The sequence below is a fragment of the Roseovarius sp. MBR-154 genome, from assembly GCF_053628595.1.
The window spans coordinates 477,144-489,676 of record NZ_JBRJGR010000001.1 but is presented as its reverse complement, the minus strand read 5'-3'; the positions used below and the strand labels follow the sequence as shown (position 1 = coordinate 489,676).

The 12,533-nt window shown below is 66.0% G+C and carries 11 protein-coding genes; 8 read left to right on the top strand and 3 right to left on the bottom strand.

Annotation, left to right across the window (positions count from 1 at the left end):
- Positions 1-94: 94 nt before the first annotated feature.
- The 7 genes from ACSSV4_RS02310 (at position 95) to ACSSV4_RS02280 (ending at position 7,335) form a co-directional block, all read left to right on the top strand.
- Positions 95-1,042 carry a carbohydrate ABC transporter permease gene (locus tag ACSSV4_RS02310; protein WP_454273152.1) on the top strand — a complete coding sequence of 316 codons (948 nt, stop codon included), beginning with the start codon at positions 95-97 and terminating at the stop codon, positions 1,040-1,042.
- Entirely contained in the window at positions 1,039-1,977 is a 939-nt protein-coding gene (locus ACSSV4_RS02305; RefSeq protein ID WP_454273151.1) for a carbohydrate ABC transporter permease, read from the top strand. Before ACSSV4_RS02310 ends, ACSSV4_RS02305 begins: the two co-directional genes overlap by 4 nt.
- Entirely contained in the window at positions 1,974-2,162 is a 189-nt protein-coding gene (locus tag ACSSV4_RS02300; RefSeq protein WP_454273150.1) for a hypothetical protein, read from the top strand. Before ACSSV4_RS02305 ends, ACSSV4_RS02300 begins: the two co-directional genes overlap by 4 nt.
- 2 nt (positions 2,163-2,164) lie before the next feature.
- Complete coding sequence (locus ACSSV4_RS02295) at positions 2,165-3,262, top strand: ABC transporter ATP-binding protein (protein WP_454273149.1); 1,098 nt, start codon at positions 2,165-2,167, stop codon at positions 3,260-3,262.
- A complete protein-coding gene (locus tag ACSSV4_RS02290; RefSeq protein ID WP_454273148.1) occupies positions 3,255-4,253 on the top strand; it encodes an ABC transporter ATP-binding protein in 999 nt (332 codons plus the stop codon). Before ACSSV4_RS02295 ends, ACSSV4_RS02290 begins: the two co-directional genes overlap by 8 nt.
- Positions 4,254-4,264: 11 nt before the next feature.
- Positions 4,265-5,890, top strand: coding sequence for a dihydroxyacetone kinase subunit DhaK (locus ACSSV4_RS02285; protein WP_454273147.1), 1,626 nt, complete (start codon positions 4,265-4,267; stop codon positions 5,888-5,890).
- Positions 5,891-6,045: 155 nt separating this feature from the next.
- The gene (locus tag ACSSV4_RS02280) at positions 6,046-7,335 is read left to right on the top strand and encodes a PQQ-dependent sugar dehydrogenase (RefSeq protein ID WP_454273146.1); all 1,290 of its coding nucleotides are present in this window, start codon (positions 6,046-6,048) and stop codon (positions 7,333-7,335) included.
- A 41-nt stretch (positions 7,336-7,376) separates the two neighbouring features.
- Here ACSSV4_RS02280 and ACSSV4_RS02275 read toward each other — a convergent pair whose 3' ends face one another.
- The 3 genes from ACSSV4_RS02275 to ACSSV4_RS02265 are packed head-to-tail and all read right to left on the bottom strand — an operon-like array spanning position 7,377 to position 11,435.
- Positions 7,377-8,414: a lipocalin-like domain-containing protein gene (locus ACSSV4_RS02275; RefSeq protein WP_454273145.1), complete on the bottom strand. Its 1,038-nt coding sequence runs from the start codon at positions 8,412-8,414 to the stop codon at positions 7,377-7,379.
- The gene (locus ACSSV4_RS02270; RefSeq protein ID WP_454273144.1) at positions 8,404-10,788 is read right to left on the bottom strand and encodes an FtsX-like permease family protein; all 2,385 of its coding nucleotides are present in this window, start codon (positions 10,786-10,788) and stop codon (positions 8,404-8,406) included. The genes ACSSV4_RS02275 and ACSSV4_RS02270 overlap by 11 nt, the downstream gene beginning before the upstream one ends.
- Positions 10,785-11,435, bottom strand: a complete 651-nt coding sequence (locus ACSSV4_RS02265) for an ABC transporter ATP-binding protein (protein ID WP_454273143.1) — start codon at positions 11,433-11,435, stop codon at positions 10,785-10,787. The genes ACSSV4_RS02270 and ACSSV4_RS02265 overlap by 4 nt, the downstream gene beginning before the upstream one ends.
- 201 nt (positions 11,436-11,636) lie before the next feature.
- On the opposite strand from ACSSV4_RS02265, the gene ACSSV4_RS02260 reads away from it, so the two are divergent.
- Positions 11,637-12,521: an MBL fold metallo-hydrolase gene (locus tag ACSSV4_RS02260; protein ID WP_454273142.1), complete on the top strand. Its 885-nt coding sequence runs from the start codon at positions 11,637-11,639 to the stop codon at positions 12,519-12,521.
- The last annotated feature ends 12 nt before the right edge of the window (positions 12,522-12,533 follow it).

Genomic DNA, 12,533 nt, shown 5'->3' with positions numbered 1-12,533 from the left:
CGGGCGTAGGACCGCGCCCGGGACCACCACCCGACCCGCTGTCACAGGATCGCCGCGCCGCAACCCGAGCCCGGCGCAGGAGGATGCTCAGCCCATGGCCAAGTCACCGATTATCGGGGCCGCCCGCGCCACGCCGGAGCCCGTCGCGGCCCGCGTGCGCGGGCTGTCGGACCGGGCGATTGCGTGGATCTTCGTGGCACCCACGATCTTTCTGCTGCTGGCAGTCAATATCTTTCCGCTGATCTGGACGATCCGGCTCAGCTTTACCAATTACCGGGTCAATCGCCCAAACCGAGAGATCGACTGGATCGGGTTGCGCAATTACGAGCGTATCCTGACCGATGCGGATGTCTGGCAGACCATGCAGGCGACCGCGCATTTCCTGATCTGGACGATTGTATTGCAGGTGCTGATCGGCTTTGCGCTGGCCTGGCTGATCAACAGCAAGTTCCGGAGCAGCAATTTCTGGACCACGGTGATCGTGCTGCCGATGATGCTCAGCCCTGCGGTGGTCGGCAATTTCTGGACCTTTCTCTATCAGCCGCAAATCGGGCTCTTCAATCATGTGGTGGCGTTTTTCACCGGCGTTGACCCGGCGAGTTTCTCGATGATCGGCGATGTGCATCTGGCCCCCTGGGCGATCGTCATTGCCGATACCTGGATGTGGACGCCGTTCGTGATGCTGATCTGTCTTGCCGGTCTGCGTTCGATCCCGCCCTCGATCTACGAGGCCGCCGAATGCGACCGGGCCAGCAAGTGGCGCCAGTTCTGGACCATAACCGTGCCGATGGTGCTGCCGTTCCTGATGCTGGCGGTGCTGTTTCGCGGCATCGAGAATTTCAAGATGTTCGACCTGGTGGTGCAACTGACCGGCGGCGGGCCGGGCAACACCACGACGCTCACTTCCATCGACCTCAAGCGCGAGGCGTTCGAGCGCTGGCGCACCGGCTATGCCTCGGCCTATGCGGTGATCCTCTTCGTCACCGTCTTCGGGCTCGCGTCGATCTACGTCAAGGCGCTGAACAAGGTGAAGGAAAGATGAGCTATTCGGTCACCGACCCCTCGCCGCTGTCACGCTGGATCGCCGGTGTCACGGTGGTGCTCTATGCGCTGATCACGCTGCTGCCGCTTCTGTGGATCATCGCCACCGGATTCAAGTCGCCCGAGGATTCCATCGCCTATCCGCCCAAGGTCATTTTCGAGCCGTCGCTGGAGGGCTATGTCAACCTCTTCACCACGCGCACCCGGATCAGTGAGGAGGAACAGGCCACGCTACCCCCCGCCGAGACATGGTACGAGCGCATCGTGCGCGAACAGGGGCAGAGCATCGCCGGGCCGTCGCGCTATGGCGAGCGGTTTCTCAACTCGGTGATCATCGGCTTCGGCTCCACTTTCCTGTGCATGGTGCTGGGCACTGCCGCAGCCTATGCGTTCTCGCGCTTTCGGGTGCCGCTGCGGGATGACCTGATGTTCTTCATCCTGAGCACAAGAATGATGCCGCCCATCGCCGTGGCGATCCCGATTTTCCTGATGTTTCGGCAACTGGGCCTCAACGACACGCATCTTGGCATGATCCTGCTTTATACGGCGGTGAACCTGTCGCTGTCGGTCTGGCTGCTCAAGGGCTTCATCGACGAGATCCCGGTCGAATACGAAGAGGCAGCGCTGATCGACGGCTATACCCGGTTTCAGGCCTTTACCAAGGTGGTGCTGCCGCAGGCGGCCACGGGCATTGCCTCGACCGCGATCTTCTGCCTGATCTTTGCCTGGAACGAATACGCCTTCGCGGTGCTGCTCACCTCGGGCACCGCGCAGACGGCACCGCCCTTCATCCCGACCATCATCGGCGTTGGCGGCAAGGACTGGCCCGCCGTGGCCGCAGGCGCCACGATCTTTCTGGTGCCGGTCATGGTGTTCACCATCCTCCTGCGCAAGCATCTGCTGCGCGGGATCACCTTCGGGGCGGTGCGCAAATGAACAATATCCTCAAAGCCTTTCTGCGCCTGCGCCGCGGCCCGTGGGAGATGCTGGCCTCGATCCTCATCGCGGTGGGGGTGGTGATGCTGATGCAGCCGTTCTTTCTCTGGCTCTACACGTGGTCGTTCATCGTGATCCTCGCGGGTACGGTGATGTTCCTCGTCGTCAGCCATTTCCCGGAGTGACCATGGCCCAGATCAGGATCGACCATCTGCGCAAGGATTTCGGGGCTTTCACCGCCGTGCAATCCTCAACCTTCACCGTCGAGGATGGCGAGTTCTTCATGCTGCTGGGGCCGTCGGGCTGTGGCAAGACCACGACGCTGCGGATGATGGCGGGGCTCGAGCTGCCCACCTCGGGAAGGGTCTATATCGACGGTGAGGAGGTCGGCCAGAAACCGGCGAGCCAGCGCGATATCGCCTTCGTCTTCCAGATGTTCGCGCTCTACCCGCATATGAACGTGCGCCGAAACATCGCCTATCCGCTGGTCAGCCAGGGCATGAAACGCGCGCAGGTCCGCGAAAGGGTGGCCGAGGTGGCGCGCATCCTCGGCATCGAGGCGATGCTCGACAAGCCGGTGGGCGGGCTGTCGGGCGGCGACCGGCAGCGGGTGGCGCTTGGCCGGGCGATCGTGCGTGAGCCAAAGGCGTTCTTCATGGACGAGCCGCTTGGTGCGCTCGATGCCGAGTTTCGTGAGCGCATGGCCGAAGAACTGCGTGCGCTGCACGACCGGATGGGGGCGACCACGGTCTATGTCACCCATGATCAGCTCGAGGCGATGCAGATGGGCGACAAGATCGTGGTGATGAATCACGGCGTCGTCGAACAGTTCGGCGTGCCGCAGGATATCTATGACTGGCCCGCCACCATGTTCGTGGCCGATTTCATCGGCGCGCCGCCGATGAACATGCTGCGCGGGCATGGCATGCTCGGGGTGGGTGCCGATCACGTGACCTTGGGCGACGCACAGCTTTCCATGCCGACGCTGCGCGAGGGGATGGCGGGCGATTTCGCGCTCGGCGTGCGACCCGAGCATGTGCGGCTGAGCGACAAGGGTGCCCTGCGCGGCGAGGTGCTGGCGACCGAATATCTCGGCACCACGCAGATCGTCACGCTGCGCACGGAATTCGGCGAGGTGAAGGCGCGCATTGCCTCGGACCGGATGGTGACACCGCACGAGACCGCCGGGCTCGATCTCGATGCGCGCACGCTGTCTGTCTTTGACACCGCCACCGGGCGGGCGCTGCGCTCGGCCGGAAACGAGGGGGTGCTGGGCGATGGCTGAGATCGACCTGCGCGGCGTCACCGTCCGCTACGGCACCACCACCGCGCTCGACGCGCTCGACCTGCATGTGCCCGACGGCGGCTTCATGGTGCTGCTCGGGCCGACCGGGGCAGGCAAGACCACGACGCTGCGCGCGGTCTCGGGCCTCACCCGGCCCGATGCGGGCGAGGTGCGGATTGGCGGGCAGGCAGTGACCGGGCTGACGCCCGCGCAGCGCAACGTGGCCATGGTGTTCCAGCAATATTCGCTCTACCCGCATCTGACCGTGCGCGAGAACCTGGAGTTTCCGCTTAAATCGCCGCTCTTGCGCACGCCGCGCGACGCGATGACGCAAAAGGTCGCGCGCGTGGCCGAGACGCTTCAGATCGCGCACAAGCTCGACAACAAGGCGACCGAGCTTTCGGGCGGCGAGATGCAGCGCGTCTCGATCGGGCGCGCGCTGGTGCGCGACCCGGTGGCCTATCTGATGGATGAGCCGCTCAGCTCGCTCGACGCCAAGCTGCGCGCCGACCTGCGGATCGAGCTGAAATCCATCCAGGCGGATTCGGGTGCGACGATCCTCTATGTCACCCATGACCAGATCGAGGCGATGACCATGGCCACGCATGTGGGTGTGCTCGACGAAGGCAGGCTGGTGCAGACCGGCACCCCGCGCGAGATCTACGAGGACCCGGTCAGCATCTATACCGCCAGCCGCCTGGGCCTGCCCCGGATCAACATCCTGCCCGCCGATCTCTTCGGCACCGCACCGCCGGGCGCGCGCTCCATCGGGCTGCGGCCCGAGCAGATCCGGCAGGGAGAGGGGCTGGACGCACTTGTCACGCGGGTGGAACGGCTGGGCGATCAGACCCGGTTGCATCTGAGTTTTCGCGACCACGACATCGTCACCGTGACCGACCCGCATACCGCCCTGCGCAGGGGCGACGTGGTCGCCATCACACCGCACAATCCGTTTTTCTTTGCCGCCGACGGGGCGCGCATCCGGGCCTGAGGAGAGAGACCATGACCCAATTCATCAACCGCAAGGAAGATATCGTGCAGGAGGCCATCGACGGGCTGATCGCCACCTCGGGCGGGCGGCTGGTGCGGCTCGACGGCTATCCGCATATCCGCGTGGTGATGCGCGCGGGATGGGACCGGTCGCGCGTGGCGCTGGTGTCGGGCGGCGGCTCGGGGCACGAGCCGGCACATGCGGGCTTTGTCGGCGAGGGGATGCTGACGGCGGCGGTCTGCGGCGATGTCTTCGCCAGCCCTTCGGTCGATGCGGTGCTGGCGGGCATTCTGGCGGTGACCGGCGAGGCGGGGTGCCTCCTGATCGTCAAGAACTATACCGGCGACCGGCTGAACTATGGACTGGCGGCGGAACGCGCACGCGCCTTCGGCCTCAAGGTCGAAATCGTGATCGTCGATGACGATATCGCGCTGCCCGATCTGCCGCAGGCGCGCGGCGTGGCGGGCACGCTCTTTGTCCACAAGATCGCCGGTGCCCTGGCCGAGGACGGCGCACCGCTCCACGAGGTGGCGACGGCGGCGGCGCGAGTAGTGGCGGGCACCCGCTCCATCGGCATGTCGCTTGATACCTGCACCGTGCCGGGCGCGCCGAGGGAAGAGCGGATCGCACCGGGCAAGGCCGAGCTTGGCCTCGGCATCCATGGCGAGGCCGGGGTTGAACAGGTGGATTACACCGATGCCCGTTCGGCCATGCATATGGTCGCCGAAAAGCTGGCGGGGTTTACCGCGCCGGATGCGCGGCATGTGGCGCTGCTCAACAATCTGGGCGGGGCTTCGGTGCTGGAGATGGCCGTGCTGGCGCATGAACTGGTACAATCACCGCTCGGGGAACGCCTGTCGCATGTGGTGGGACCGGCGGCGATGATGACCTCGCTCGACATGCGGGGCTTTTCGGTGTCGCTTTACCCGGCGAACGCGGCAGATCTGGCCGCGCTCACCCGGGCGACACCTCTGGCCGCCTGGCCGGGGGTGGCCGAGATCGCCCAGGTGAGCACGGTCGAACTGCCCGACGGGTTGCGTCCGATCCGGCCTCTGGCCTCGGATCACGGGCCGACACGGGATTTTCTGACCCATTGCTGCGAGATCCTGATCGACGCCGAGACCGATCTCAACGCGCTCGACGCCAAGACCGGCGACGGCGATACCGGCTCCACGCTGGCGACGGCGGCGCGCGCGCTGATTGCGGCGATGGACCGGCTGCCGCTGGCCGATCACACACAGCTTTATCGCGCCATCGGGCAGGAGTTGAGCGAGACCATGGGCGGCTCTTCCGGGGTGCTGCTTGCGATCTTCTTTGCCGCAGCGGGCGATGCCGCCTCGAGCGGGCAGAGCATGGGCGAGGCGCTGGAGGCGGGCCTCACCCGGATGCAGGAGATCGGCGGCGCGCGGCCCGGCGACCGAACCATGATCGACGCGCTTCAACCCGCGCTCGCAGCACTTCCGCAGGGATTGGCGGCGGCGGCAGAGGCGGCCCGCGCGGGCGCGGACCGGACTGCGGCAATGGAACGGGCCCGCGCCGGGCGCGCCGCCTATATCAACACCGAGCAATTGCGCGGTCATGTCGATCCCGGGGCCGAGGCGGTCGCGCGTCTGTTCGAGGCGCTGAGCGCGCGCTAGCGGCCCCTGGACAACCTTTCATGGGTGACGCGTGGGCGAGGCCGCGTTGCATTTCGTGATCTCGCCGGTGTTGCGATACACGCATTACGGGTTATCATGCGACTCTCACACCAGCAAGTGCGACCGTGGAAACCGGTCGCTGAAGGGAGGAGATCATGACGATTGAAACAACCGACCGCGCCTTGGCCAGCCTGGTCGCAGGGGCCATCGCCACCGTGATCGGAGCAAGCCCTGCGCTTGCGCAATCCGGCATGAACACCACGAGCCTGCAACATGAGGTCGTGCTCGACGGGCTCGACAGCCCGTGGGACATGGCCTTTCTCGATGACGGCACGATGCTCTTCACCGAGAAATGCGACGGGCTCTCGGTGCGGATGCCCGACGGCACCGTCAACGCGCTTCTGGGAATGTCGGGCAGCGAGGATTATGCCGCAACCGCCGAGGATCTCGTCTGCGAAGGGCAAGCGGGCATGATGGGCGTCGCGATCGACCCGGATTTCTCCGAGAACCGCAGGATCTATGTCTATTCGACCTCCGAGAAATCCGATCCGCGCACCAATCGGCTGATGCGCCTCGTGGTGAACGAGGATTTCACCGAGGTGTCGGAGCGCACCGACATTGTCGATGACGTGCCCTACAAGGTGGAGGCCAGCGATCACCCGTTCGGAGGCCCCGGCGCGCATAATGGCGGGCGCGTGCGCTTTGGCCCCGACGGAGCGCTGTGGCTGACCACGGGCGACAACCACAATCCGGAGATCCCGCAAAGTCCGACGATGATGGGCTCCAAGGTGCTGCGGCTTGACACTGACGGCAACGCCCATCCCGACAACACGCCGCCCGAAGGTTTTGACACGCGGACCTACACCTATGGCCATCGCAACGTGCAGGGCATCGCCTTTCACCCCGGCACCGGGACACCGATCGTCGCCGAACATGGCCCCTGGCATTCGGACGAGGTCACCGTGTTGCAGAATGGCGGCAATGGCGGCTGGGATCCGCGCGACAACATGGCCGGGCGCGGCGACTGCCCGGACGGCTATTGCGGTTACATGCCCAACCAGTCGGAGGGGATGAACCGCTACGAGCGCGCCTCATTCATGCCGATGACCGATTTCGAGACCTATCCCGACGCGATGCCGCCGATCTGGACCAACAATGGCTGGTCGCAGGGCACCTCGGCGGCGGCCTTCCTGGAGGGTGAGCAATGGGGCGACTGGGACGGCGCCCTGGCGGTCAGCCTGATGGGCATCGGCTTTGGTGGCACGCCGATCGGCCAACGTATCGACGTGATCGAACTCGACGAGGAGATATCGGTGGTCGATGTCACCGAAATGACCCTGCCGATGCAATCGGGCCGCTTCCGCGCGCTGGTGCTTGGGCCCGATGGCAGTCTCTATACTGCCATGGAAGAAGGCTCGATCCACAAGCTCACGCCGGGCGGCTAAGGGCCAACCGGTCACGCCGCAGATCGCGCGGCGTGACCGGATCAGTCATCGTAGCCAGTCATTTCCAGATAGCCGGTGCCGGTGTGGCTGCCGCTGATGGTCACTGGCCCTTCCCAATAGGGCACCGAGGTGGTCATCCAGGCATCGGGATTGATCGCTGTCACCGTCGCGTCCAGGCCCTGTTCGGGCAGGCGCACTTGCCATTCGACCGGCACCTTTCGTCCGGCCACCTCATGCCATGAGAGCGGCGTCGCGGAAAAGGCCCCGTCGGGCAGTGCGGTCGTCGCGCCTGCGGCAGTGATCCATGTTCCGGCGGTGAAATCGCTGGCCCCGCGCAGCACGAAGCCCATCAGCTTGTCATCGCTGTCGAAAGAGAGCGAGAACCAGTCCCAGCCCTTCTGATCCTCGGCCAAGGGTTGCGAGGACCATTCCCGGTCAAGCCACGCCTGCCCGGTGACCGTCACATCGCCTTCGGGCAGGGTCAGCGTGCCGGTGAGATCGTAGAAGGGCTGCGAATAGTAGTAGCTGGCCTGACCCGCCGCCGATTTGACCGAATATCCCTCTTGCCCGTGCAGAACCAGCGGGCCGGTAGCTGCGAGATCGACATCATAGGCGAAATCCGCGCCCGACGCGGTGAGAGTGAGGGTGTCGAAATCAGGGCCCTGCATGGCCCAATCGTCGATCCACGCCTGAAACGGCGCGGGCTCCACCCCCGCCTGCCCGATGCCGCCGCGCGCCAGCCGCTCGGCCACGTGATGCGCCTCGGGCGTGGTCACGGCCGCATGGCCCATCCAGAGCTGCGGCGTGTCCCATCCCTCGCCATCCCTTGGGGCGAGGGCGGAGCGGAAGAGCGTCCACTGCAGCCCGTAGGCCGTGCCGTCGGGGCCGGTCATGTTGGCGGTCAGATACCACCATTCGATGCGATAGGCGGGGTGCGGGCCGTGATCGGCGGGAAACTCCAGCGCGCGGCCCGGCTGCGGCGTGGCAAAGCCGGCGGCAGTGGTGCCGAGCCCGGCAAAGCCCTGCGCCATGGCCTGCGCGGGCAGCAAAAGCAGCAGAAAAAGCGTCTTAACGTTCATTGCGGAACACTCCCAGCAATTGCGCGGGCGGTGTGCGCGACAGCCGCCAGGCGGGCCAGCTTGCGGCCAGTGCCGCCGCCAGCAGGCTGAGCCCGGTCAGGCGCAGGTAATCGAGCGGAAAGAGATACATCGGCAGCCGCCAGCCGAACGCCTCGACATTCACGACCGCCAGCAGTGCCCAGGCAAGCGCCAGGCCCAGAGGCAGGGCAAGCGCGGCGGTGAGCGCGGCCAGCACCACCGCGCGCAGCAGGTCGAGCCGCGCGAGGCTGCGCCGGGTGAGGCCAAGCGCCCAGACCGGGGCCAGTTGTGGCAGGCGCATCGCGGCAAGGGTCAGAAGGCTCATCAATATGGCAAAGCCCGCCACCGCCAGCGTCAGCACGTTGAGCGCGGTGGTGACGTTGAAGGTGCGCTCGAACACCGCGAGCGACATGCGCTTGAGCGCGGCCTGATCGGTGATCGCGGCCTGTGGGATACCGGCGCTCTCCAGGGCTTGGCGCAGCGCCCGGACCCGACCGGGATCGCTGCGCAATCCGAAGCGCAGGGCGGTCACCTCGGGGTAGAGATCGCGAAAGAGCCGCTCGGTCACGATCACCTGCCCAATGGAATTGCCGTAGTCGCCATAGATTCCCAGCACTGGCAGGCGTGTGCCCGATGCGATGCTGACTTCCTCGCCAAGCGCCAGCCCGGCGCGGCGGAACATCTGTTCGTTGATCAGCACGCCTTCGCCGCGCGCCAGCCGCTCCCACGGGTCAGGCGCGGCATGCAGGAACTGCCAGTTGTCGCGATAGGTGGCGTGATCGCGGGCGCCGTAGATCTCGGCTGGCAGTCCGGCGACCTGCCGGTCGGTCGACAAGAGCGGCAGGAATGCGTCGGCGTGATCGCGCGCCACCTCGCGGATCACCTCGGCCTGTGCGGCATCCTCGGCGCGAACGTAAAGTTCCGACGCGAGGCGCTGATCGAGAAAGCCGGTGAAGGTCAGGCGGAAGGACGAGACCATGGTGGAGACGCCGACATTCGCCGCCATCGCCAGCAACAACGCCATCAACGCCAGCGACAGCCCTGGCACCTGTTGGCGTGTGTCGGCCCAGAACCATTCCGCCGTCGCGCTGCGCGCGGGTCTCTCTGCCCATCTCAGCACCAGCCCCAGCAGGGGTGGCAGCGCCAGTGCCCCGCCGATCAGCAGCGTGCCCAGCATCGCAAAACCCGCGAGCAGCCCCTCACCCCAGAGCGCGAGCCCGGCGGCGACCAGAAGGAGGAGTGCGGCGACCGCCGCCTGACCGCCCCCCGAGCGCGCCATCATCAGCGCCCTTGGCTGCGCCCCGCTCAGAAGCGGCATGCGTGCCAGCGACCAGAGCGCACCGCTCGCCGCCAGGGCCGTGCCGCCCAGCGCAATGCCCAGACCCGAGAGCCACCAGACCGGGCGCAGATTGAGCTGGCCCGAGAGATTCGCGCCGTAAAGCCCGCGCAGGGTGGCCGCCACATCCGGGAGGAGGACCGCCGCGATCACATAGCCGAGCGCCACGCCAATGCCCCCCGCGATCAGCGCAAGCAGCGCCAGTTCCACCGCCATCAGGACAATCAGCCGCCGCAGCGGCACGCCGAGCGCACGCAGGGTGCGCACCATCGGGCGGCGCTGCTCGAAGGCCAGACCGATCGCGCCCTGCACGATGAAGAGGCCCACCGCAAAGGACAAAAGCCCGAAGGCGGTGAGGTTGAGGTGAAAGCTGTCGGTGAGCCGCGCCACGTCGCCACCCTCTTGGGGGGCGCTGCGGATGAGGTCGGGGGCGACCTGCTCCAGCGGGGGCTGCGTGAGCGGCTGAGCGGGCAGGACGATCAGCCGGTCGATCTGCCCGGGCCGCTCCAGCAGACGCTGCGCCACGCCGATATCGGTCAACGCAGTGTTGGGGGCCACATCGGGGGCGGTCACCGGCTCCGCGCCCTGATCAGGCAGGCGGGCGAGCGTGTCGGCGCGGGCAAAGACCTGCCCAGCACCCGACAGGAACGCGCCCAGATCGGCCCCGCTCCCAGCCCGCACCGCCCCCAGCCCGCCGGGGGCCGTCAGCGGCTCCAGCCCGATGAGGCGCACGCCGTCGATGCGGCCCTCGATCACCGGCGAGACGGCCCATCCGGCGCGGCGCAGCGCGACATACGTGTCTTGCGGGATCGCGCCGCCGTCGCGTGCGGTGATCTGCGCATATTGCCCGTCGCCCAACGTGGCCGCCGCCGCGTCATAGCTGGCGCGCGCCTCGGCATTGATCGCCTGCACGCCGGACCAAAGCGCGGTGGCGAGCGCCAGACCGGCCAGCAATGTGATCAGTTGCAACGGGTTACGCCGCCAATGCGACAGCAGCACCGAGAGGATGACGCGGTTCACGTCAGCCGCCCGGCGCGCAGGTGCAACCGCCGAGGCAGGCGCGCGGCGAGGCGTTCGGAATGGGTGACGAGGATGAGACCTGCGCCGGTTTCCTCGACCAGTTCCTGCAAGAGAGTCATGACCGCATCCGAGCTTGCCTCGTCGAGATTGCCGGTCGGCTCGTCGGCCAGAACCAGCTTCGGCCCGGCGGCAAGGGTGCGGGCGATGGCCACGCGCTGTTGTTGGCCGCCCGACAACTGCTCGGGGTATTTGTACAGGTGATCGTCCAGCCCGAGGCGCGCCGCCAGATCCGCATCGCGGGCCGGGTCATGCCGCCCCGCCAGCCGCGCCTGAAAGGCGATGTTGCCCGCCACGCTCAGCGACGGAATCAGGTTGAACTGCTGAAAGATCACGCCCAGGGTGCCGCGCCGCAATGCCGCGCGGCCCGCATCGTCAAGCGGGGTGAGATCGGTGCCGTCAATGCACACCCGCCCGCCATCGGCGGTGTCGAGCCCGCCGATCAGGTGCAAAAGCGTGCTCTTGCCCGATCCGGACTCGCCGGTGAGAGCGAGCATGCCACCCGCGTCGAGGGTCAGTGAGACCCCCCGCAGCACCGCCGTCTCGGTGCCGGGATAGCTCTTGGTGATATTCTGAACCTCAAGCAACATGCGATCTCCTTCGTGACGCCAGATAATCCTTAAGGCAGGGATGGGAAGGCGGAAAGGTGGCCCCGACACTTCAGGGAACGTCGCCGTGGGTCTTATATTCTAATGATGGAATGTTTGTGATCTTATCACCGAACATCCCGGCCCTACGCTTTATTCGTCGTGCAAACGTGACTTGCATCCCGGAGCAAAGGAGAAAGCATCATGGCCGATTACCCCGTGAACATGGAGGTCAAACCCGAGGTCGAGGCGTTCTTTGACGACGCCACGAACACGATCAGCTATGTCGTCAAGGATCCCGGTTCAGATGCCTGCGCCATCGTCGATTCGGTGATGGATATCGACTATGCAGCGGGCCGTATCACCTATGGGCATGCCGACGCGATGATCGCGGCGGTGGAAAAAGGCGGTCTGAGCCTCGAATGGATCATCGAGACGCATGTGCATGCCGATCACCTGAGTGCGGCCCCCTACATACAGGAGCGTCTCGGCGGCAAGATCGGGATTGGCGAGAATATCCTGATCGTGCAGGATGTCTTCGGCAAGGTGTTCAACGAGGGCGCCGAGTTTCAGCGCGATGGCAGTCAGTTCGACCGGCTGTTCAAGGATGGCGACAGCTACACTGTGGGCGGCATGCAGTGCTTTGCCATGCACACGCCGGGCCATACCCCGGCCTGCATGACCCATGTCATGGGCAACACGGCTTTTGTCGGCGATACGCTCTTCATGCCCGATGGCGGATCGGCGCGGGCGGATTTTCCCGGCGGCGATGCGGCCACGCTTTATGACAGCATTCAAAAGGTGCTGGCGCTGCCTGACGCCATGGGCCTCTTCATGTGTCACGATTACGGCCCGAATGGCCGGGACATCCAGTGGGAAACCACGGTGGCCGAGGAGAAGGCCCATAACATCCATGTGGGTGGCGGCAAGACCAAGGAACAGTTCGTCAAGTTCCGCACCGAGCGCGATGCGACGCTGGACATGCCGCGACTGATCCTGCCGTCGCTGCAGGTCAACATGCGCGCGGGCGAGGTGCCGCGCGACCGCGACGGCAATCCGATGCTGAAAGTGCCGGTCAACGCGCTCTGATTTCAGCGCAAT

Bases quoted from the DNA above. Each gene is read 5' to 3' on its own strand.
- ACSSV4_RS02310 (WP_454273152.1), top strand. From the start codon at position 95: ATGGCCAAGTCACCGATTATCGGGGCCGCCCGCGCCACGCCGGAGCCC.
- ACSSV4_RS02305 (WP_454273151.1), top strand. From the start codon at position 1,039: ATGAGCTATTCGGTCACCGACCCCTCGCCGCTGTCACGCTGGATCGCC.
- ACSSV4_RS02300 (WP_454273150.1), top strand. From the start codon at position 1,974: ATGAACAATATCCTCAAAGCCTTTCTGCGCCTGCGCCGCGGCCCGTGG.
- ACSSV4_RS02295 (WP_454273149.1), top strand. From the start codon at position 2,165: ATGGCCCAGATCAGGATCGACCATCTGCGCAAGGATTTCGGGGCTTTC.
- ACSSV4_RS02290 (WP_454273148.1), top strand. From the start codon at position 3,255: ATGGCTGAGATCGACCTGCGCGGCGTCACCGTCCGCTACGGCACCACC.
- ACSSV4_RS02285 (WP_454273147.1), top strand. From the start codon at position 4,265: ATGACCCAATTCATCAACCGCAAGGAAGATATCGTGCAGGAGGCCATC.
- ACSSV4_RS02280 (WP_454273146.1), top strand. From the start codon at position 6,046: ATGACGATTGAAACAACCGACCGCGCCTTGGCCAGCCTGGTCGCAGGG.
- ACSSV4_RS02275 (WP_454273145.1), bottom strand. From the start codon at position 8,414: ATGAACGTTAAGACGCTTTTTCTGCTGCTTTTGCTGCCCGCGCAGGCC.
- ACSSV4_RS02265 (WP_454273143.1), bottom strand. From the start codon at position 11,435: ATGTTGCTTGAGGTTCAGAATATCACCAAGAGCTATCCCGGCACCGAG.
- ACSSV4_RS02260 (WP_454273142.1), top strand. From the start codon at position 11,637: ATGGCCGATTACCCCGTGAACATGGAGGTCAAACCCGAGGTCGAGGCG.